This is a genomic window from Breoghania corrubedonensis (assembly GCF_003053845.1).
GTDB lineage: Bacteria > Pseudomonadota > Alphaproteobacteria > Rhizobiales > Stappiaceae > Breoghania > Breoghania corrubedonensis.
The window spans coordinates 1,455,680-1,476,908 of record NZ_QAYG01000001.1 but is presented as its reverse complement, the minus strand read 5'-3'; the positions used below and the strand labels follow the sequence as shown (position 1 = coordinate 1,476,908).

The window sequence follows — 21,229 nt, the reverse complement described above, 5'->3', positions numbered from 1 at the left end:
GAGGCCATCGGGACTGTGCCGGTAGTGGGGCTTCATGCTGTCCGGTTGTCGTCAGCTCTGTCAAATCAGTCTGGTTGCGCTAAAGCTTCGGATTTCCTATTATCTAGACAAATGTGAAGCTGATGGTTGAAGTGGTTCCGCATCCGAACGGATGATTGATCGCTTCGACGGATAACCCAGGGATGCGGTTCGCGAAGTCGGAGATTTTCGAAAAATATCTCCGTCATAAAGACCTCAGCGGGCAAGTTCGAAAGTCATCGGCGCGAAATACCGGAGATGGGGCGTAAAACTCCCGATAAACGTCTTTCTTCGGCGAATTGGTGGTGCAGCTTGCACGCTTATCGTGCTGGCGCCCCCGCGAAGTGTGGCAACCTGCGCGTGATGCCACCTTGTCCAAGGGCAGCTCTGTAAAAGTCATGGCCGACCAGCATATTCATATTCATTCTCCGCAATCGCGCAACGGTGTGCGCGACATGCTGCGCGATGCCGGCCTGCGGCCGACGCGCCAGCGGTTGGCGCTTGCCGAGCTTCTGTTTTCGAAGGGAAACCGTCATATTTCGGCGGAGCTCCTCCACGAGGAAGCCGTTATCGCGCGCGTTCCCGTTTCGCTCGCGACCGTCTACAACACCCTGCACCAGTTCACCGAGGCAGGCATGTTGCGCGAGGTCGCGGTCGAAGGCACCAAGACCTATTTCGATACCAATGTCAGCGACCATCATCACTTCTTCATCGAAGGAGAGAACCGGGTCGTCGACATTCCGGGCGCGAATGTGACGGTGGACGATCTTCCCCCGCCGCCCGCCGGCATGGAGATCGTTCGGGTCGACGTGGTCGTGCGTCTGCGGCGCAGCGAATAGCAATAGACGCGGCAACCTGTCGCGGATTTGTGCCGTCTTTGAAGCGAAAAACTTGTGAATCTTCTGCGGCTCGCGGATGCTATCTGCTCACGCCGCAATCATGAATTAGCGCGCGGCCGCAACCGTTTGATGCGTTGGTCTCGTGCTCGTTCGGGAGGCGTGGCCGTTTCGCTCTTGATGGCTGGCGCGTCACACCCGTTTATCCGGTGACTTGCACAAATCCGCGATGATGCATCGTCCGCAATCCGGCGTGCGCGCCTTGCAGACGTACCGGCCATGCAGGATCAGCCAGTGGTGAGCATGGAGACGGTAGGCGTCGGGAATGATCTTCTCGAGCGCCAATTCAACTTCAAGCGGCGTCTTGCCCGGAGCGATGCCAAGGCGATTGCCGATCCGCAACAAATGCGTATCCACTGCGATGGTCGGTTCGCCAAAAGCGATGTTCAATACGACATTCGCCGTCTTTCGGCCCACGCCAGGCAAACGCTCCAGCGCTTCGCGTGACCGTGGAACCTCGCTGCCATACTCGGAAATCAGCATTTCAGAGAGCGCGACCACGTTCTTCGCCTTGTTGCGGAACAACCCGATCGTCTTGATCGCCTCGCGAACCTTGTCTTCGCCGAGCGCCACCATCTTTTCCGGGGTGTCGGCCATGGCAAAGAGACCCCGTGTGGCCTTGTTCACGCCCGCATCGGTCGCCTGAGCCGAAAGCACCACGGCCACCAGAAGTGTATAGGGATTAACGTATTCCAGCTCGCCCTTCGGTTCCGGCTCACGTTCGCGGAACCGCTCGAAGATCGCCGTGATCTCGTCTCTCGTATATTTGGGCGCCCTGGTGCGCCTGCGTGCCGCCGCCGGTTTTGCGGGGGCCTTTTTCGCCCCGGATACGGCCTCGGCCGCTAAGAGTTTCGACGTTGTCTTGGTTCTGGCCATTTGTCTTCTATACTGAAGCTCCATGAGTGACGCCAATACGAAAACACAGGATCTGGGATCCGATGCAACGGGCGGACCGAGGGGAGCGCCCGATCCATTCTTTTCGGCTGTGCTCACGCCGTACCGTTCACTCGGCCCTCGCGGATTTCTGGTGCTGATGCTGGTCCTCGTCGGTATTTCGTTCACCGCGGGACTGTTCTGCATCGCCATCGGCGCTTGGCCGGTATTCGGCTTCTTCGGGCTCGACGTGGCGCTCGTCTGGTTTGCCTTTCGCCAAAACTATCGCGATGCGCGAGCTTTTGAAGAGATCCATGTTTCCATTGAGGAGGTTGTCCTGCGCAAGGTCTCGTCACGCGGGGAGGTTCAACTCTATCGGTTCAATCCGGCGTGGGTTCGCATCGAAGTGACGCGGATCGAGGACGAGGGCGTGACGGGTTTGCGGCTTCGTTCCCATGGTCGCGCGGTGGCGGTCGGCGAGTTCCTCAACCCCGCCGATCGCGAGGATTTCAGCCGAGCGCTTGGGAGCGCGTTTGCCTCTGCACGCAGGGGCGGTCCCGCGGCTGGATCCGCATAGGCTGTGATTCAAGGCGCAAACCTGGCGCTAAGCTGTGGAGGAACGACCCTCTTGTCACCGCTCTCCTGCGGTTTCGTGCTAATTTCCGCAAACAGTGACGCGGCCGGATGAGCCGCGCTTTCCCCATTTCAATTTCAGGAGCAGGAATGCAGGTCGGCATCGACATTGGCATGACGTCACAAGGGACGCCGGCCATGTTCGATCTGGAGGAACTGCTGGCGACCCGTCTCCTCGTCCAGGGCAATTCCGGCTCGGGCAAATCCCATCTTCTGCGCCGGATCCTTGAACAGAGTGCGCAATGGGTGCAGCAGGCCGTGATCGATCCGGAAGGCGACTTCGTCACGCTCGCCGACAAGTTCGGTCACGTGGTGGTGGACGCGCAAGGGACGAGCGAGAGCGACCTCGCCCGCATCGCGGGACGGGTGCGCCAGCATCGCGTCTCCGTCGTTCTCAATCTTGAAGGGCTCGATGCCGACATCCAGATGAAGGCGGCCGCAGCCTTCATGAACGGTCTCTTCGATGCCGAGCGCGATCTTTGGTATCCGATGCTGGTCGTCGTCGACGAGGCTCAGCTTTTCGCGCCGTCGGGTGGCGGAGAGGTTTCCGACGAGGCTCGCCGCATCTCGCTGGGCGCAATGACGAACCTGATGTGCCGCGGTCGAAAGCGCGGTCTCGCCGGCATCATCGCCACCCAGCGCCTCGCAAAGCTTGCCAAGAACGTCGCCGCCGAGGCTGCCAATTTTCTGATGGGGCGCACCTTTCTCGATATCGACATGCAGCGCGCTGCCGACCTGCTCGGTATGGAGCGCCGTCAGGCGGAGGCCTTCCGCAACCTGGAACGCGGCCACTTCATCGCGCTCGGTTCCGCCATTACCCGCCGTGCCGTTACGGTCACGATTGGCTCGGTCGAAACCGCAGCCCGCGGTGGAAGCTTCAAGTTGATGCCGCTTCCGGATCAGCCGCCGGAAGATGCGCGCGATCTGATCTTCACGCGCGGTGCCGATGAGCCGGTGGAATATCATCGCCCGGTCGTGCGCAAGCCGGCTCCCGTACCTGCGCCAGATCTTCTGACCCAGCTCGCCGAGGCTCGCGTTTCGGCCAACGAACAGGCCGAAGCCGCCAGCCCCGCGATGGACAAGGCGGAGCGCGAAGCTGCAATCGACGGCATTCTTCATGACATTCTGAACGATCCGGAAGCCGGTTTCCGTTCGGTTTCCGTCCTCTATCAGGATTTCCAGGTGCGCATGCGCATCGCCCGGCTGGGCGCGCCGATGGATCTTCCGACATTTCGTCAGCGCCTTGCGGTGGCCCGCGCCGGCGTCGGTATGGAGGACGAGAGGACGCCGGATTGGGAACACGCCATCGATTTGTCCCGCAGCCTGCCGGACGACATGCAGGGGGTGTTCCTCGTCCTTGCGCGTGCGGCGATGGCGGGTGACCCCTGTCCGGGGGATGCGGAAATCGCGCGGATCTACGGAACACGATCCACCGGCCGCGCGCGACGCCTGATCGCCTATATGGAAGAACGCGACTTCATTGTCGTCAGCACGGACTTTTCCGGCAATCGTCAGATCGCCATCCCGGAATTCGGCTGGCGCACGGCGGCGGGCGATCCAAATGCCGTGACCGCCGAAGCTCAGGCAGATCATGCCTGATCGATCATCGCCGCCTGCGCAAGAAACGGGTGGTTTGCCTGTCATCGGGCGCTTACCTTCTCCCACCAGAAACCGCCCATACACATGTCGGATCCAGGGGAGACGAGCACCATGACCGTGGCAATGGACATGCCGAGCATGGCCGACACGAAATCTCTTTCGCGCGAAATGGGCGGTGACTACGCGACTGTTCGTGCCGTGTTGGAGTTCATAACGGAACGTTGGCGCGATCAGCCCTCCCTTGAGGAAATCGCGGATCGCATAGGCATGTCGCCCATGCATCTCCAGCGCGTCTTCCATCGTTGGGCCGGACTCACGCCGAAACAATTCCTGCAGGCGTTAACGCTTGACCACGCGCGCGAGCTCCTGCGCGATTCAGCCTCCGTCCTGGATACGACATTCGAGGTCGGCCTTTCCGGCCCTGCCCGGCTGCACGATCTTTTCGTTGTTCACGAGGCGATGACGCCCGGTGCCTACCGTGCCGGTGGGCGCGGTCTCATCATCCGCTGGGGCTTCCACCCGTCACCCTTCGGGCTTGCTCTCGTGATGGTCACCGAGCACGGTCTTGCAGGTCTTGCCTTCTCCGATCCCGGTGAGGAGGCAGCGGCGCTCGACGACATGACGCGTCGCTGGCGGCAGGCGGATTATGTGGAAGATCGGGCGGCGATCGAACCCTATTGCGCCCGCATCTTCGATCCGGCGCGCTGGTCGCCCGAAACACCGTTGCGCATCGTTCTCATCGGAACCGATTTTGAAGTTCGCGTGTGGGAAACCCTTCTGGCAATCCCGCTTGGACGCGCGACCACCTATTCCGACATCGCAGCGCACATCGGAAAGCCGTCAGCGGCACGGGCTGTCGGAACGGCTGTTGGCAAGAACCCGGTTTCCTTCGTCGTCCCCTGTCATCGCGTTCTCGGCAAGACCGGATCGCTTTGCGGCTATCACTGGGGGCTGACCCGCAAACGCGCGATCCTCGGCTGGGAGGCAGGGGTAACCGCGACAGCGACCGCGTGAAGCGGTGGAGCCTCACCCTTGCAGGCTTGCGTTGGGGCGCGCCTATTGCGGTGGCGTACCGTTGAGCGCCAGAACGTCGCCGGCAAGATAGAGCGAACCGCAGATGAGAATGCGCGGGGGTACATCGCCGGCCGAAAGCTCGCTGACCCGATCAAGCGCGGCATAGAGATCCGGCTTCGGTTCCGCGATCAGGCCGGCCTGGCTTACAAGATCAGCCAGTTCTTCCGGGGTACGGCCGGCATCGGAGGCGTGAATCGGGACCGTCAGCACATAATGCGCGAGCCCCTCGAAGGCGTGAAAGAAGCCAACCGGGTCTTTGGTCGTCAGCATGCCGGCGACGAGATAGAGGGGCCGGTCGACCTTGTCGCCAAGCTCCGCCATGGCGGCGGATATGACTGTTCCCGCTCCCGGATTGTGCCCGCCATCGAGCCAGATCTCGGCCCCTTCCGGGACATGGTTCATGATCTCTCCGGCGTGGACGCGCTGCATTCGCGCTGGCCATGACACGTTGAGAAGTCCGGATTCCGTGGCTTCCGTGCCGGGCCAGATACCGGCTGCCCGCAGCGCGGCGATTGCAGTTCCGGCATTCGTGAACTGGTGGTGGCCGACAAGGCGTGGTTTCGGCAGGTCGAGCAAACCGTCTTCGTCCTGATAGACGAGCCGGCCGTGTTCCTCATGCGCCATCCAGTCCTGGCCACCGATCTTGAGCGGGGCACCGACGCGCGCCGCCTGGCGTTCGATTACGGCGCGAACCGCGTCTTCCTGGGGCGCGATCACGCCAGGAGCGCCGCGCTTTAGGATGCCGGCCTTCTCGAAGGCGATTTCCTCGATCCTGTTGCCCAGGAAACGCTCGTGATCAAGCGAAACCGATGTGATCACCGAGGCGAGCGGAGCGTCGATGACATTCGTCGCGTCAAGTCGGCCACCGAGCCCGACTTCCAGAAGCAGGATGTCGGCCGGGTGGCTCGAGAAGAGCTGCATGGCGACGGCCGTCGAGATTTCAAAGAATGTGATCGGCTCACCGGCGTTGATCTGCTCGACCGTTCGCAGCGCCTCGCACAGAACCCCGTCGTCGACGATCTGGCCTCCGCCTTCACGACCGAGCCGGATACGCTCGTGGAAGCGCACCAGATGCGGAGAGGTATAGACGTGAACGCGTTTTCCGTCCGCTTCCAGCATCGCGCGCATGAAAGCTGTGGTCGAACCCTTGCCATTGGTGCCGGCGACATGGATGACCGGCGGCAGGTGACGTTCCGGATTACCGAGCGCATCGAGCAGCCGCTGCATGCGGCCAAGCGACAGGTCGATCTCCTTGGGATGGAGACCAAGCAGGCGCTCCAGTATGGGCGTACTGTGATCCATCGGCGGATCTTCGCAATTTCTCGAGTGAAAGGAGACGCAGGCTCGGTCAGGCCTCTTCGGCGGCTTTTTCCCCGGCGGGTGCGTTGTCCGTTGTCTCCGCATCCTGCGGTTCCGGTTCGAGCACCTTGGTAATTACCGGCTCGCTCATCAGCAGCGAACAGATCCGCGCGACCGTTTCGGGCAATTCGTGGCGATGGACGACCATATCGACCATGCCATGCTCCAGAAGGTATTCTGAGCGTTGGAAGCCTTCGGGAAGCTTCTCGCGGATGATCTGTTCGATGACGCGCGGTCCCGCAAAGCCGATCAGAGCGCCCGGCTCCGCAATGTGGATGTCGCCGAGCATCGCGTACGATGCGGTGACGCCGCCCGTCGTGGGATTTGTCAGCACGACGATATAGGGAAGTCCGGCTTCCTTCAGGAGCCGGATCGCGGCGGTCGTGCGCGGCATCTGCATCAGCGACAGGATGCCTTCCTGCATGCGCGCCCCGCCCGAGGCCGCAAACAGCACGAAGGGCGTGCCGGCCTTGCGCGCGTGATCGAGCCCGGCGATGATCGCCTCGCCTGCCGCCATTCCAAGCGAACCGCCGATAAAGGCAAAATCCTGAACGGCCGCGGTAATCTTCGTTCCCTTCACCGCACCGCTTGCCACGATCACGGCGTCATCCAGGCCGGTCTTGACCTTTGCATCCTTGAGACGGTCGGTGTAGCGCCGCTCGTCCCGAAATTTCAGCGGATCAACCGTGACCTCGGGGGTCTCCAACATCTCGAACGCGCCATCGTCGAAGAAGAACTCAAGTCGCTTGCGCGACGAGATGCGCATGTGGCAGCCGGAGCTCGGCACCACCCACTGATTCTGCTCCAGATCGCGGTGGAACACCATCTCGCCCGTCTCCGGGCATTTGATCCAGAGGTTTTCCGGGGTATCCCGCTTTTGCAGGAAGCTCTGGATTTTCGGTCGGACGACGTTGTTGATCCAGTTCACGGGTCGGGTTCCGGTATCTGTTTAAACCGATGGATTGCCTGTCAGCCGCTATTCGGCGGCTTGGGATCGCGCGGCGCGCACGCCGCGAGCGAGATCGGCAACCAGCTGTGTGACGGCTGAAACCGTCGTTTCTGTGGCGCGGTTTTCCGCGTCGAGGCTCGCGCGCACTGCGTTCACGATCGCCGAGCCGACGACCACGCCATCCGCGTTGCGACCGATTTCGCTGGCCTGCGCGGCTGATTTGACACCGAAACCGACAGCAACGGGGAGTTTAGTATGTCCCTTGATCCGTGTCACCGCTTCCGCCACCCGATGCGCATCGGGTGTTGCTGTGCCGGTGATCCCGGTGATGGAGACGTAATAGACGAAACCGGAGGTGTTGGCGAGAACGGCGGGAAGCCGGTGGTCGTCAGTGGTGGGTGTCGCGAGCCGGATGAAGTTGATCCCGGCCTTGATCGCCGGAATGCAGAGTTCCTCGTCCTCTTCCGGCGGCAGATCCACGATGATCAGGCCGTCCACGCCAGCTTCGCGCGCATCCTTCAGGAAGGCGTCGTTGCCATACGCATATATGGGATTGTAGTAGCCCATCAGAACGATTGGCGTCTCCACGTCGTTTTCGCGGAAGGAGCGCACCATGGCGAGTGTCTTCTTCATGGTCTGGCCGGCGGCCAGTGCGCGCTGAGAGGCGAGTTGGATCGTCGGGCCCTCCGCCATCGGATCGGAGAACGGCATGCCAAGTTCGATGACGTCCGCACCGGCGTCCGGCAAGGACTTCAGGATCGCCAGCGACGTGTCGAAATCGGGGTCACCCGCCGTGATGAAAGTCACCAGGGCCGGCCGACCTTCCTTGGCACAGGCTGCAAAGCGGTGGTCAATCCGGGTCCCGTCTGTCGGGCTCATTGGCAAAGTCCCATCATCCTACCGGCGCACGGGCAATATGCCCGACGCCACGATCAGACAGAGGATGTAGGGGCGGCGGTGTCCCTCTGTCAATGCGCCGCGTCGGTCGCGGCGCCGCCGGGGGGGGCCGGAATGGAGGTCAGAGGTCGCCGAAGCCGGACCTCAGGGCGACGCGCATGACATCGCCGCGATTGATGCCGCGCCGTGCAAGTTCGTCGTCCGACATCATGGAAAACTTGTGATAGGTGGCGTTCGCACGTCCGGCACGCTGGATATCGTCGAACACGCCGAGAACGGAGCCAAGGAAGGAGCGGAAAACCATTTTGGAATTCTCCTTGTTTTTCGGAGGTTTCTGATCCCGATATCGCCCTTTGTGCAGCGCACAACAATCAGGTAATGAGCATGGGTGCCGTGTGTCTTCCGCATGGCTCGGCAATCGCGCCGGCCGGAACCACGCGCGAGGATCGCACGCCGGATCGTTTCATGGCCTGGCGGAAGTGGAGTCGCGGGTCTTTCGGCTGTTGCCCATCCAGCCGTGACCCATTCTAGTCGGCCTCGACGCTCCAGAAGGCGCACGCTTCGTCGCCAAGCGACGCTAGAACCTGGTCAAAGCGCTGCTCGTCCACGAAACGGCGCAGCGCGCTGGAAACGGCGCGGATGCTGCCGTGCGGGGCGAAATTGTGGTGGCGGCGCAGGCCGGCCACCTCCTCTTCCAGCACCGATCGCTCGGCATAGGCGACGGGCGGCACCGAGATATCCCATCCCTCGACGAACAGCGCGCGCAGAACCGCCGGCAGCGTGTCGGCAAAGCGCAGCCCCTCCTCCACGTTGAGGCGGCGGCGGAATGTCCGCAACACGCCTTCCACGACCGTATAGGTCTGGTTGCGGGTGGTCAGGTCCAGCGCGTCGCGGGCCCCCTCGATGAACCGTTCGAACACGGGCCCTGCGCGCTGGTAGTCGTTCGGCATTGGCACGGCAGCGGTCTTCTTCTGTGAGGTCGCCGTGCGGGTTCCGGATGCGGTCCGGCCGCGACGGCGATCCGCGCTCAGATGTCGTATCCGAGAATCTTGCCGACGGTGAAGACATCCTTGTCGCCACGGCCGCACAGGTTCATGACGATGATCTTGTCCTTGTCCATCTTCGGCGCGAGTTTGATCACCTGGGCCAGCGCATGCGCCGGCTCCAGCGCCGGGATGATGCCTTCCACACGGGTCAGCATCTGGAACGCGTCGAGCGCCTCGTTGTCCATGATCGGCACGTATGTCACGCGGCCGATATCGTTGAGCCAGGAATGCTCTGGCCCGATGCCGGGATAGTCGAGGCCGGCCGATATCGAATGGCCTTCGTAGATCTGGCCGTCGTCGTCCTGCAGCAGATAGGTGCGGTTACCGTGCAGAACGCCGGGCCGGCCGGCATTGAGCGAGGCACAATGCTCGTCACCCTCGAGGCCAAGCCCGCCCGCCTCGACACCCCACATCTGCACGTCCGGGTCGTCCAGGAAGGGATGGAACAGGCCGATTGCATTCGATCCGCCGCCGACAGCGGCAACGAGCGCGTCCGGCAGCCGGCCTTCGGCCTCCATGATCTGCTCGCGCGTTTCGCGACCAATCACCGACTGGAAATCGCGCACCATCTCCGGATAGGGGTGCGGTCCGGCAGCTGTTCCGATGAGATAGTAGGTGTCGTCGACATTGGTCACCCAGTCGCGCAGCGCCTCGTTCATCGCGTCCTTCAGCGTTCCGGCACCGGCGGTGACCGGGATCACCTCCGCGCCCAGCAGCTTCATGCGGAAGACGTTGGGCGCCTGCCGCTCCACGTCCGTCGCCCCCATGTAGACCACGCAGGGAAGTCCGAAGCGCGCGCACACCGTGGCGGTCGCCACGCCGTGCTGGCCGGCGCCCGTTTCCGCGATGATGCGGGTCTTGCCCATGCGCTTGGCAAGCAGGATCTGGCCGAGGCAATTGTTGATCTTGTGCGAGCCGGTGTGGTTCAGCTCGTCGCGCTTGAAGTAGATCTTTGCGCCGCCTAGCTGCTCCGTGAGACGTTCCGCGAAATAGAGCGGGCTCGGCCGGCCGGTGTAATAAGTGTTGAGGTTTTCCAGCTCCGCCGCATAGGCCGGATCCGCCTTGGCCGCCTCGTAGGCCGCTTCCAGTTCCAGGATCAGCGGCATCAGGGTTTCGGCGACGAAGCGTCCACCGAAAATGCCGAAATGACCGGTATCGTCCGGTCCGGAACGCAATGTGTTCGGCTTCTGGCTCACTTCGCCTGTCCTCGTTCTAGATCAAATGCGCGTACGGTTTCGATGAATCTGCGGATCAGCGCCGGGTCCTTGACGCCCCGCGTAGCTTCGATGCCGGAAGAGACATCGACGGCGCGCGCGCCCGTGGTGTCCAGGGCCTCGGCGACATTTCCGGCATCCAGCCCTCCGGAAAGCATGAAGGGTGTATGGAGGTCAAGGCCTTCCAGAAGGCGCCAGTCGAAGCGTTTGCCCGAACCGCCGGGAACCGTGGCGTCCCTGGGAGGTTTGCTGTCGAAGAGGATCCGGTCGGCGATGCCAGCATAGTCTGAAATCGCCTCCAGGTCGCCGCGTTCGCGGATGCCGAATGCCTTCATGACCGGCGTTGCGAAACGAGTCCGGATTTCGCGCAAGCGTCCCGGCGTTTCGGACCCGTGCAGTTGCAGCCAGTCGGGCGCGGCCTTCTCCATGATTTGCGAGAGAAATTCGTCGTCGGCATCGACTGTCAGCGCCACGATCTCCGCCCTCCCGCGCGCGATCGCGGCCAATTTTGACGCGGCCTCGAAAGACACGTGACGCGGGCTCTTTGCAAAAAACACGAGCCCGACCATGTCGGCCCCGGCTTCAAGGGCGGTGTTCATCGTGTCGGGCGTTGAAAGACCGCAGATCTTGACGAGGGTGGGCATGGCCGGTTGCCGACTGGGAGATTGTTGAACAAGAAAGATGGAGCGCATCATCCCGGCCGCGCGGCTTTTGGGAATGCCGAAGTACGGCCGGAACGACACATGAGATCGACGCAGGTGATTTCGTACCCTACGTCACATTGTAAGCTGCCACAGCCGCCATGTTGACGATGTCGCTGTCCTTCGACGACATCGACACGATCTGCACCGGCTTGTCGAGTCCGACGAGAAGCGGGCCGATCACGGTGGAGCCGCCCAGTTCCTGAAGCATCTTGGTGGAGATGGAAGCGGCGTGGAATGCCGGCATGATCAGAACATTGGCCGGCCCTGAAAGGCGACAGAACGGATAGGCGGCCATGGCGTCCATGTTGAGCGCCACATCCGCGGCCATTTCGCCGTCATATTCGAAATCGACCCGGCGCTTGTCGAGGATCGCGACTGCCTCGATCACGCGTTCCGCGCGCTCGCTGGCAGGATGGCCGAAGGTGGAAAAGGCGAGCATGGCGACACGCGGCTCATAGCCGAGCCTGCGCGCGACATGCGCGGCTTCTTCCGCGATATCTGCCAGTTCCTCCGAAGTCGGCATGTCGTGAACGGCGGTATCGGCCACCAGCACCTGCCGTCCGCGTGCCAGAACCAGCGAGGCGCCGATCACCCGGTGACCGGGCTTTGTGTCGATGACCTTGCGCACCGTATCGAGCGCCACCGAGTAGTTGCGGGTGCTCCCCGTCACCATGGCATCCGCATCCCCACGCGCGACCATGATCGCACCCCAGTAGTTCCGGTCGCCGTTGACGAGCCTCTGGCAATCGCGCAGCAGATAGCCGCGCCTTTGCAGGCGCGCGAAGAGGAATTCGGCGTAGTCCTTGTTCTTGTTTGAAAGCCGGGCGTTCTGGATCTCGATTCCGGCCCGCAATTCGATGCCGGCCTCGCTGGCCACGCGTCGTATCTCGTCCTCGCGACCGATCAGTATCGCCTCGCCGAGCCCTTGCGCGACGAAGCTGGAGGCTGCACGCATGACCTGCGGCTCCTCGCCTTCGGCGAAGACCACCCGTTTGGGCGCCGAACGAACTTTGGAGAATATGCGCTGCAGCGTGCCGGCGACGGGATCACGGCGCGCATTGAGCGTCTGCGCATAGGATTCCATATCGACGATCGGCTTGCGCGCGACGCCTGAATCCATCGCCGCCTTTGCGACGGCTGGGGATATGCAGGAGATCAGGCGCGGATCGAACGGCACCGGGATGATGTATTCCGGACCAAACCTTGGCCGGTTGCCCTTGTAGGCGGCGGCGACCTCGTCGGGTACGTCCTCGCGGGCGAGTGCAGCCAGCGCGTGGGCTGCGGCCACCTTCATCGGCTCGTTGATGGTGGTTGCCTGAACGTCGAGGGCGCCGCGGAAGATGTAGGGAAAGCCCAGGACGTTATTGACCTGGTTGGGATAGTCGGAGCGGCCCGTCGCCATGATGGCGTCTTCGCGCACCGCCGCCACTTCTTCCGGCGTGATCTCCGGATCCGGGTTGGCCATGGCAAAGATGATCGGCTGGTCGGCCATAGATGCGACCATCTCCGGCGTCAGCGCGCCCTTGACCGATACGCCCACGAAGACGTCGGCGCCCTTCAACGCGTCCGCAAGCGAACGTGCGTCCGTGTCGACCGCATGAGCCGACTTCCACTGGTTCATGCCCGCTTCGCGGCCCCTGTAGATCGGACCCTTCGTATCGCACAGGATGACGTTGTCATGCGCCACCCCCAGCGCCTTGATCAACTCGATACAGGCGATGCCGGCGGCCCCCGCACCATTGCACACGACTTTCATCGTGGTGATGTCACGACCGGTGATCATCGCCGCATTGATGAGGCCGGCTGCCGCGATGATGGCGGTGCCGTGCTGGTCGTCATGGAAGACGGGAATGTCCATTAGTTCGCGAAGACGGCTCTCGATGATAAAGCAGTCCGGCGCCTTGATGTCTTCCAGGTTGATGCCACCGAAGGTGGGGCCCAGATAGCGCACGCAGTTGATGAATTCATCGACATCGCTGGTATCGATTTCCAGATCGATCGAATCGACGTCGGCAAAGCGCTTGAAAAGCACCGCCTTGCCTTCCATCACAGGTTTTGCCGCAAGCGGCCCGAGATTGCCGAGCCCCAGGATGGCCGTACCGTTGGTCACGACGGCGACCAGATTTCCGCGCGCGGTGTAGTCGAAGGCGCGCGACGGATCCTCCTTGATGGCGAGCACGGGAACGGCCACGCCGGGCGAATAGGCGAGCGAGAGGTCGCGCTGCGTTGCCATCGGCTTGGTCGGTACGATTTCCAGCTTTCCAGGCTTGCCCTGCTGGTGAAACAGGAGTGCTTCCTGATCGGTGAAGGAAAGACCGCCTTTTGCCGGTTCGTCGCGAGATGCCATTATTCTCCCCGTGGTTTTCTCCGGGTCGTCCTGCGCCCGGGTGGGCCGCGACATTATCCCCCGAAAACAGGGGCCACAAGGCGCGCGTGCTTGTGGGGACCGTGAAACTCCCTAATCAGTTTGATAACGTCGCCGCCATGACGAGTGCCAAGGTTGAAACCAAACCTGCTTCCTCCCGGCCCGCTTCGCCTCCGCAAGCCACGCCGATGATGGAGCAGTATATCGAAATCAAGACGGCCAACCCCGATAGTCTGCTGTTCTATCGGATGGGCGACTTTTACGAGCTCTTCTTCGAGGATGCGGAGGTTGCCTCGCGGGCCCTCGGCATCACGCTGACGAAGCGCGGCAAGCACCTGGGCGAGGACATTCCCATGTGCGGCGTTCCCATCCACGCGGCCGATGACTATCTGCAGAAACTCATCGCGCTTGGCCATCGCGTCGCCGTTTGCGAACAGACCGAAGATCCGGCCGAAGCCAGGAAGCGCGGTTCCAAGTCGGTCGTTCGCCGCGACGTCGTGCGCCTCGTCACGCCCGGTACATTGACCGAGGACCGGTTGTTGGAGGCCGGCGCCAACAACTATCTGGCCGCTGTTTCCCGCCTGCGCACCGGAGAGGGTGCCGGCACCTTCGGCATCGCCTGGATCGATATTTCCACCGGCGCCTTCCGGGTAACCGAAGCCGACGCAGTTAACCTGCCGGCCGAACTCGCTCGCATCGATGCCAGCGAGATCGTTATTCCCGACGTGCTCGACGACGATGCGGAGTTGCGACAGGTCTGGCGCAATCTGCGTGGTTCGGTCACGCCCGTCGCCCGCGTGCTCTTCGACGGCGCGACCGCCGCCGACCGGCTCGCCGCCTTCTATCAGGTTGCAACGCTTGACGGATTCGGCGCCTTTACCCGCGCCGAACTGTGCGCCGCTTCCGCCGTCGTCGCCTATGTCGAGAAGACACAGCTCGGCCAGCGCCCGCCGCTCGATGCGCCTGCGCGGGACTCTGCCGGCCGCGCCATGCTGATCGACCCGGCAACGCGGGCGAACCTGGAACTGGTGCGCACGCTTTCGGGCGAGAAGACCGGCTCGCTTCTGTCCGTTATTGACCGCACGGTGACGGGAGGAGGCTCGCGCCTGCTTGCCGGCCGTCTCGCCGCGCCGCTGACCGATCCGGACGAGATCGCATCGCGGCATGATTCGCTCGCTTTTCTGTACGAAGACACGCTGCTGCGCGAGCGCCTGCGGACATCATTGCGAGAAGCTCCCGACATGCCGCGCGCCCTGTCGCGCATCGCGCTCGAGCGGGCGGGACCGCGCGACCTTGCCGCCATCCGATACGGGCTCGAGGCATCGATTGCGCTTGCCGCCCTTCTGGACGGCTGCCCGTCCGAGCCGCCGGCCGAACTTGTCGCCGCCCGCGCGGCGCTTGCCGCTGTCCCGCGCGATCTGACCGAGAAGCTCGCTGCTGCTCTTGACGACGACTTGCCGCTTCTCAAGCGCGATGGTGGTTTCGTGCGCGAAGGCTATGCGGCCGAACTCGATGAATTGCGCCAGCTTCGCGACGAGAGCCGCAAGGTCATCGCCCGCCTGCAGGCCGAATATTCCGAGACCGCCGGAATCCGCGCTCTCAAGATCAAGCATAATAATGTGCTGGGTTGGTTCATCGAGGTTCCTGCCGCGCATGCCGAGAAGCTTACCAGCGATCCTGGCACTTTCATCCACCGCCAGACCATGGCGGGCGCGATGCGCTTTACCACGACCGAGCTTGGTGATCTGGAAACCAAGATCGCCAATGCCGGTGATCGCTCGCTCGCCATCGAACTGGAAATATTCGCCGATCTGGCGGCTTCGATCGTGGCTGCGGGCGATGCCGTCAAGGCGGCAGCCGAAGCGCTCGCCGTTCTCGACGTGACCGCCGCGCTCGCGACACTCGCGGAAGCCGAAGGCTATGCGCGTCCGATGGTCGATGACAGCCTCGCTTTCGATATCGAAGGTGGCCGTCATCCGGTAGTCGAACAGGCGCTCAGACGCGATTCAAGCGAGCCTTTCGTCGCCAACGATTGCCATCTGGGGCCCGAGAAGGATGTCGGGAATGGCTGCATCTGGCTTGTTACAGGCCCAAACATGGCTGGTAAGTCGACCTTCCTTCGCCAGAACGCGCTGATCGCGGTACTTGCGCAAATCGGCGCCTACGTTCCGGCCACCTCCGCGCATATCGGGGTGGTCGATCGCCTGTTTTCGCGGGTGGGCGCCGCAGACGATCTGGCACGCGGCCGTTCCACCTTCATGGTGGAAATGGTCGAGACGGCCGCCATCCTCAATCAGGCGGGCGAGCGTTCGTTGGTGATCCTCGACGAGATCGGACGCGGGACGGCGACCTTCGACGGCCTGTCGATCGCCTGGGCCGCGATCGAGCACCTGCACGAGGTCAACCGCGCCCGCGCGCTGTTCGCCACCCACTACCACGAGCTGACGGCCCTTTCGCAGCGTCTCGAACGACTTGAGAACGCCACAGTCAAGGTCAAGGAATGGAAGGGCGACGTCGTCTTCCTGCACGAGATCGTGCCGGGTGCGGCCGACCGCTCCTACGGTATCCAGGTCGCCAAACTCGCGGGTCTGCCCGGTTCGGTCGTGGAGCGTGCGCGTGCGGTGCTCACACAGCTTGAGGAACAGGACCGGCGAGCGCCCGCCCAGGCGCTGATCGACGATCTGCCGCTGTTCGCGGCCCAGATCGCGCGCCCACAGGCTGCTGGCGCCGGCTCACTCACCGATGAATTGGGTGAGCTGCTCGATGCGCTCGCCCCGGACGACATGACCCCGCGCCAGGCGCACGAGGCGCTCTATCGGTTGAAGGCGAAGCGTTCGGAGACGAAGGCGTGAGGCGGGAAACCGCTCGTCGGCGGCACGATATCACGCGAGAGAGCCGACAGCGTCCGGACGTTCCGTCGGTTGGCGAAAAGAAAAGCACGACAATCCCATCCCGTACGGATTCCGTCGGACGGAGCATTGCCACAATGGTGTTATCTAAAGTGGATGCCGATTGAACGGCGGGCCACCGGTTTCGGATACCGGTATTTCCGCGACTGCAAAGCCCTACGTGCGTTGCGCCAGACCCTGATGTAACGTGGCACGACTCGCTGTTTCCGGACCCCTCCCCCATGACCCACAAAAGCGACAGCTTTGCCGAACTGATCGATGCCGATGGCTTACGTGACGAGCTCAGCGCGCTGACGGTGGATGGAGATGGATCCGATCCCCGGATCCGCTCCAACGTACTGGCACGTCTGAAGACGGCATACCAGTACGGGCGCGACGAAGTGGAGCGACGCCTGCGCGAGGATGGCGGCGGGGTCCTTTGTGCGCAGCGCCTGGCGCATGTCCAAGACGAGATCATTCGCATCATCTACGATTTCGCTATCTGGCACGTCTATCGGGTCACCAACGCGTCCTCGGCCGAACACATGGCGGTAGTCGCCGTCGGTGGTTACGGACGGGGCACTCTGGCGCCGGGCTCCGACGTCGATCTCCTCTTTGTGCTGCCCTACAAGCAGACGCCCTGGGGCGAGCAGGTGGTCGAGTACATCCTCTACATGCTGTGGGATCTGGGCCTGAAGGTCGGACATGCGACGCGTTCGGTGAATGAGTGCGTGCGGCTTTCGCGCTCCGACATGACGATCCGCACCGCGATCCTGGAAGCCCGCTTTCTTTGGGGTGACGAGCCGCTCTTTGAGGAACTGACGAAGCGCTTCGATGAGGAAGTGGTGAAGAACACCGCCACCGAGTTTGTTACCGCCAAGCTTGCCGAGCGGGACGAACGCCATCGTCGCCAGGGCGCCTCGCGGTATCTGGTGGAACCCAATGTCAAGGAGGGCAAGGGAGGCCTGCGCGATCTCAACACCCTGTTCTGGATCGCGAAATATGCCTATCGCGTCCAGTCTGGCAGCGAGATGGTCAAGGCGGGGGTCTTCTCGAAGCGGGAATACAATCGCTTCGCGCAGTGCGAGGACTTCCTGTGGGCTGTACGTTGCCACATGCATTTTCTCACCGGCCGTGCGGAAGAGCGTCTCTCCTTCGATATCCAGCGCGAGATCGCTCAGCGCCTCGACTACACGGCCCACCCGGGCCAGCGTGATGTCGAACGCTTCATGAAGCACTATTTCCTTGTCGCCAAGGACGTGGGCGATCTGACGCGTATCGTCTGTGCGGATCTGGAGGAAAAGCACGTCAAGCAGACACCGGGCCTGTCGCGATTCCTGGGTGTGCTGCGCGGTTCCCGCCGCCGCCGGCCGCTCGACGGATCGGTCGACTTCGTCATCGACAACCAACGCCTGAATGTCACCAACGAGAGCGTCTTCAAGCGCGATCCGGTCAATCTGATCCGCATCTTTGCGTTGGCCGAACGCCATGACCTTCTCTTTCACCCCGACGCGATGCGCCTCGTGCGCCGTTCCAGGCGATTGATCGACAAGGATCTGCGCTCCAATCCCGAAGCCAATCGGCTTTTCCTCAACATCCTCACCTCGCGAAACGATCCCGAGACGGTGTTGCGGCGCATGAGCGAGGCCGGCGTGCTTTCCCGTTTCATCCCTGATTTCGGCAAGGTCGAGGCGATGATGCAGTTCAACATGTATCATCACTACACGGTCGACGAGCACCTGCTGCGTGCGATCGGCGTTCTGTCGGAACTGGAACGCGGCAACCGCGGTGAAGATCATCCGCTTGCCACCGGCCTCATCAAGGAAATCCAGAATCGTCGCGTGCTCTATGTCGCGCTTTTTCTGCACGACATCGCGAAGGGGCGGCCGGAGGATCATTCGATCGCGGGCGCCCGCATCGCCAAGCGACTGTGTCCTCGCCTCGGCCTGACCGCGGCTGAAACCGATACCGTTTCCTGGCTGATCGAATATCATCTGTTGCTGAGCACGATTGCCCAGTCGCGCGATCTGAACGACCGCAAGACGATCGCCGACTTCGCCGCGGTCGTTCAGGTCCCCGAACGTCTGAAGCTGCTGCTTATTCTCACGGTCGCCGATATCAAGGCAGTGGGTCCCGGCGTCTTTACCGGCTGGAAGGGTCAGCTCCTGCGCACGCTTTACTACGAGACGGAAACGGTACTCACCGGCGGTCCGTCGCATGTTGGCGAAGGTCGAGTTGCCGCCGCCCAGACCGAGCTTGCCAAGGTGCTGGAGGACTGGAGCGCGCAGGAGGTGGAAGACTATCACCGACGCCACTATCCCGCCTATTGGGTGCGGGTCGATCTCGACGACAAGCGCATCCACGCCAACATGATCCGCGAGGCGGACAAGTCCGGCGATCGGCTGGCGACCCGCGTTGCCACCCATGCCTTCGAGGGTGTTACCGAAATCACGGTCCTGGCGCCCGACCATCCGCGTCTGCTGTCGACCATCGCCGGAGCCTGCTCGGTTGCCGGTGCCAATATCGTCGACGCGCACATCTACACCACGACCGACGGGCTCGCCCTCGACTCCATTTTCGTGACCCGGGAGCTTCCCGACGACGCGGATGAGAAGCGGCGCGGTGAACGGGTGACGAAGCTCATTCGCGACTGTCTTCGCGGCAAGGAAAAACTGCCTGAAAGCGTGGCGCACAAGAGTTCCGGTCGCAACCGGGCGCGCGCCTTCCGCCTGGAAACGGAGGTTCTGGTCAAGAATGCGGTCTCCGAGCAGCACACCGTTCTGGAAATGGCCGGCCTCGACAGACCTGGCCTGCTCTACGATCTCACCCGCGAGATCTCCGCGCTCAACCTCAACATCGCTTCGGCCCATGTGGCGACCTTCGGCGAACGGGCGGTGGACGTCTTCTACGTGACAGATCTCACCGGCCAGAAGATCTCCAACATCACGCGCCAGGCCAACATTCGCCAGCGCCTGACGGAGGCCTTCGATGGTGAAGGCCGTGCGCGCGCAGCCAAGCCGGGCCAGCGCGCCGTGGTCGCCGCGAAATGAGCCTGCTCAGGAATTTCGCGACCGTCGGCGGCGCGACGGCCGCAAGCCGTGTGCTGGGATTTGTCCGCGATGTGCTGATCGCCGGCTTCATCGGAACCGGACCGGTGGCGGACGCCTTTTTCGTCGCCTTCCGCCTGCCCAACCTGTTTCGTCGGCTTTTTGCCGAAGGCGCCTTCAATTCCGCGTTCGTGCCGCTCTTTGCCCGTTCGCTGGAGGAGGATGGCCGCGACGGAGCCCGCCGGTTCGCGGAGGAGGTTCTCGCCGCTCTCTTCTGGACGCTGGTGGCGCTCACCGCGGTTGCCGAGATCGCCATGCCGGGCCTCGTCTGGGTTCTGGCGCCGGGTTTTGCCGAAGACCCGGCCAAGTTTGATCTGGCGGTGCTGCTCTCGCGCATCACCTTTCCCTACCTCCTGTGCATGTCGCTGATTGCTCTGATCGGCGGCGTGCTCAATACGTTCAACCGATACACGGCATCCGCGCTCGCGCCTGTTCTGCTCAATATCGTGATGATCGCGGTTCTCTCGGTCATCGCCGTTCTCGGGCTTGATGCGAGCCGGACGTCCGGCATCGTGCTTGCGGCCGGCGTGGCTTTTGCCGGTGTCGTCCAGCTCGTGTCGCTGGTCTACGCGCTCAGGCGTTTCGGCTTTTCGCTGAAGCTGCGCCGCCCGCGCTACACATTTGCCGTCAAGCGTCTGTGGAAGCTGGGTTTGCCGGGCGCGGTCGCCGGCGGCATCACCCAGATCAACATTGCCGTCGGCACCATTATCGCCTCCACTCAGGCGGGCGCCGTTTCCTATCTCTACTACGCCGACCGCATCTACCAGCTTCCGCTCGGCATCGTCGGCATCGCTATCGGCGTCGTCCTGCTGCCCGATCTCTCCCGCCTTCTGCGGTCGGGCAATTCGCGCGGGGCCCTTACGACGCAGAACCGCGCGCTTGAATTCGGTCTTGCGCTCACCCTGCCCGCCGCCATTGCCCTCGTCGCCATCCCCTACCCGATCGTCGACGTCCTGTTTCAACGTGGCGCCTTCACCGCGCAGGACGCCGCGGCGACGACGGCGGCCCTTGCGGCCTACGGCCTTGGCCTTCCCGCGTTCGTCCTCATAAAGGTCTTCTCGCCGGCCTTTTTCGCGCGCGAGGACACGGCCACGCCGATGTGGTTTGCGGGCATCGGTATGGTCGTCAATGTCGTTGGCGCGCTGCTGCTCGCCCCTTTCCTCGCCCATGTCGGCATCGCCCTCGCAACGTCGCTGGCCGGCTGGATCAATGCCGGGTTGCTGATCGTCACCTTGTGGCGGCGCGGCGAATTCGTACCCGACAGATCGTTGAAGAAGCGGCTTCCGCTTCTGATACTTGCGAGTGTTCTCATGGGTGGTGTGGTGCTGGCGGGCTATCTGCTGCTGGCTTCCGTTTTCGGCCATGCGTCCCTTGCGATCAGAGGCGGCGCGCTTGCCGCGCTTGTTCTTGTCGGCATGGTGACATTCGCGGTCTTCGTGCAGGTGACGGGGGCTTCCGACCTTCTCGGCTATTTCCGCGCGGCGCTGAAGAAGCGGGGCGCAAAGGCGTGATGAACGGGGCAAATTCTGTCGCCGAACGGCCTTGCGCATACAACCTGTGTTGGCGATAACGCCAAGGCTCTCTCCACCGGAGCAGTTTTTACGAAG

At 62.8% G+C, this 21,229-nt stretch carries 16 protein-coding genes; 7 read left to right on the top strand and 9 right to left on the bottom strand.

Annotated features, from left to right (window positions below):
* Positions 1–416 precede the first annotated feature (416 nt).
* The gene (gene irrA, locus C8N35_RS06430) at positions 417–857 is read left to right on the top strand and encodes an iron response transcriptional regulator IrrA (RefSeq protein WP_281261764.1); all 441 of its coding nucleotides are present in this window, start codon (positions 417–419) and stop codon (positions 855–857) included.
* A 189-nt stretch (positions 858–1,046) separates the two neighbouring features.
* Here the strand turns inward: irrA and nth are convergent, their stop codons facing one another.
* Positions 1,047–1,790 (bottom strand): endonuclease III, encoded by a 744-nt coding sequence (nth, locus tag C8N35_RS06425; protein WP_107988712.1) that lies wholly within the window; start codon positions 1,788–1,790, stop codon positions 1,047–1,049.
* 22 nt (positions 1,791–1,812) lie between these two features.
* On the opposite strand from nth, the gene C8N35_RS06420 reads away from it, so the two are divergent.
* From C8N35_RS06420 to C8N35_RS06410, 3 genes are all read left to right on the top strand, one after another.
* The gene (locus C8N35_RS06420; protein WP_107988711.1) at positions 1,813–2,364 is read left to right on the top strand and encodes a DUF2244 domain-containing protein; all 552 of its coding nucleotides are present in this window, start codon (positions 1,813–1,815) and stop codon (positions 2,362–2,364) included.
* Between the two features lie 146 nt (positions 2,365–2,510).
* Complete coding sequence (locus C8N35_RS06415) at positions 2,511–4,019, top strand: helicase HerA domain-containing protein (protein ID WP_107988710.1); 1,509 nt, start codon at positions 2,511–2,513, stop codon at positions 4,017–4,019.
* Positions 4,020–4,148: 129 nt separating this feature from the next.
* Complete coding sequence (locus C8N35_RS06410; RefSeq protein WP_428977101.1) at positions 4,149–5,033, top strand: methylated-DNA--[protein]-cysteine S-methyltransferase; 885 nt, start codon at positions 4,149–4,151, stop codon at positions 5,031–5,033.
* Between the two features lie 42 nt (positions 5,034–5,075).
* Here the strand turns inward: C8N35_RS06410 and C8N35_RS06405 are convergent, their stop codons facing one another.
* From C8N35_RS06405 to C8N35_RS06370, 8 genes are all read right to left on the bottom strand, one after another.
* Entirely contained in the window at positions 5,076–6,395 is a 1,320-nt protein-coding gene (locus C8N35_RS06405) for a bifunctional folylpolyglutamate synthase/dihydrofolate synthase (RefSeq protein WP_107988708.1), read from the bottom strand.
* A gap of 46 nt (positions 6,396–6,441) precedes the next feature.
* Positions 6,442–7,380: an acetyl-CoA carboxylase, carboxyltransferase subunit beta gene (gene accD, locus C8N35_RS06400; RefSeq protein WP_107988707.1), complete on the bottom strand. Its 939-nt coding sequence runs from the start codon at positions 7,378–7,380 to the stop codon at positions 6,442–6,444.
* A 48-nt stretch (positions 7,381–7,428) separates the two neighbouring features.
* Positions 7,429–8,280 carry a tryptophan synthase subunit alpha gene (trpA, locus tag C8N35_RS06395; protein ID WP_107988706.1) on the bottom strand — a complete coding sequence of 284 codons (852 nt, stop codon included), beginning with the start codon at positions 8,278–8,280 and terminating at the stop codon, positions 7,429–7,431.
* Between the two features lie 139 nt (positions 8,281–8,419).
* Positions 8,420–8,602, bottom strand: a complete 183-nt coding sequence (locus tag C8N35_RS06390) for a hypothetical protein (RefSeq protein ID WP_107988705.1) — start codon at positions 8,600–8,602, stop codon at positions 8,420–8,422.
* Positions 8,603–8,825: 223 nt separating this feature from the next.
* Complete coding sequence (locus C8N35_RS06385) at positions 8,826–9,248, bottom strand: DUF2267 domain-containing protein (protein WP_342753488.1); 423 nt, start codon at positions 9,246–9,248, stop codon at positions 8,826–8,828.
* Between the two features lie 77 nt (positions 9,249–9,325).
* Positions 9,326–10,540 (bottom strand): tryptophan synthase subunit beta, encoded by a 1,215-nt coding sequence (trpB, locus tag C8N35_RS06380; RefSeq protein WP_107988703.1) that lies wholly within the window; start codon positions 10,538–10,540, stop codon positions 9,326–9,328.
* Positions 10,537–11,202 carry a phosphoribosylanthranilate isomerase gene (locus C8N35_RS06375; RefSeq protein ID WP_107988702.1) on the bottom strand — a complete coding sequence of 222 codons (666 nt, stop codon included), beginning with the start codon at positions 11,200–11,202 and terminating at the stop codon, positions 10,537–10,539. Before C8N35_RS06375 ends, trpB begins: the two co-directional genes overlap by 4 nt.
* Before the next feature lie 127 nt (positions 11,203–11,329).
* Positions 11,330–13,609, bottom strand: coding sequence for an NADP-dependent malic enzyme (locus C8N35_RS06370; protein WP_107988701.1), 2,280 nt, complete (start codon positions 13,607–13,609; stop codon positions 11,330–11,332).
* Positions 13,610–13,746: 137 nt separating this feature from the next.
* Between C8N35_RS06370 and mutS the strand changes: the two genes are divergently transcribed.
* From mutS to murJ, 3 genes are all read left to right on the top strand, one after another.
* On the top strand, positions 13,747–16,479 hold the full coding sequence (mutS, locus tag C8N35_RS06365; RefSeq protein ID WP_107988700.1) for a DNA mismatch repair protein MutS: 2,733 nt from the start codon (positions 13,747–13,749) through the stop codon (positions 16,477–16,479).
* Between the two features lie 278 nt (positions 16,480–16,757).
* Positions 16,758–19,565 carry a [protein-PII] uridylyltransferase gene (locus C8N35_RS06360; protein WP_107988699.1) on the top strand — a complete coding sequence of 936 codons (2,808 nt, stop codon included), beginning with the start codon at positions 16,758–16,760 and terminating at the stop codon, positions 19,563–19,565.
* Complete coding sequence (gene murJ, locus C8N35_RS06355; RefSeq protein WP_107988698.1) at positions 19,562–21,133, top strand: murein biosynthesis integral membrane protein MurJ; 1,572 nt, start codon at positions 19,562–19,564, stop codon at positions 21,131–21,133. Before C8N35_RS06360 ends, murJ begins: the two co-directional genes overlap by 4 nt.
* Positions 21,134–21,229: the final 96 nt, after the last annotated feature.

Bases quoted from the DNA above. Each gene is read 5' to 3' on its own strand.
- irrA (WP_281261764.1), top strand. From the start codon at position 417: ATGGCCGACCAGCATATTCATATTCATTCTCCGCAATCGCGCAACGGT.
- C8N35_RS06420 (WP_107988711.1), top strand. From the start codon at position 1,813: ATGAGTGACGCCAATACGAAAACACAGGATCTGGGATCCGATGCAACG.
- mutS (WP_107988700.1), top strand. From the start codon at position 13,747: ATGACGAGTGCCAAGGTTGAAACCAAACCTGCTTCCTCCCGGCCCGCT.
- C8N35_RS06370 (WP_107988701.1), bottom strand. From the start codon at position 13,609: ATGGCATCTCGCGACGAACCGGCAAAAGGCGGTCTTTCCTTCACCGAT.
- C8N35_RS06385 (WP_342753488.1), bottom strand. From the start codon at position 9,248: ATGCCGAACGACTACCAGCGCGCAGGGCCCGTGTTCGAACGGTTCATC.
- trpA (WP_107988706.1), bottom strand. From the start codon at position 8,280: ATGAGCCCGACAGACGGGACCCGGATTGACCACCGCTTTGCAGCCTGT.
- C8N35_RS06375 (WP_107988702.1), bottom strand. From the start codon at position 11,202: ATGCCCACCCTCGTCAAGATCTGCGGTCTTTCAACGCCCGACACGATG.
- murJ (WP_107988698.1), top strand. From the start codon at position 19,562: ATGAGCCTGCTCAGGAATTTCGCGACCGTCGGCGGCGCGACGGCCGCA.
- nth (WP_107988712.1), bottom strand. From the start codon at position 1,790: ATGGCCAGAACCAAGACAACGTCGAAACTCTTAGCGGCCGAGGCCGTA.
- C8N35_RS06360 (WP_107988699.1), top strand. From the start codon at position 16,758: ATGACCCACAAAAGCGACAGCTTTGCCGAACTGATCGATGCCGATGGC.
- C8N35_RS06390 (WP_107988705.1), bottom strand. From the start codon at position 8,602: ATGGTTTTCCGCTCCTTCCTTGGCTCCGTTCTCGGCGTGTTCGACGAT.
- C8N35_RS06405 (WP_107988708.1), bottom strand. From the start codon at position 6,395: ATGGATCACAGTACGCCCATACTGGAGCGCCTGCTTGGTCTCCATCCC.
- C8N35_RS06410 (WP_428977101.1), top strand. From the start codon at position 4,149: ATGCCGAGCATGGCCGACACGAAATCTCTTTCGCGCGAAATGGGCGGT.
- C8N35_RS06415 (WP_107988710.1), top strand. From the start codon at position 2,511: ATGCAGGTCGGCATCGACATTGGCATGACGTCACAAGGGACGCCGGCC.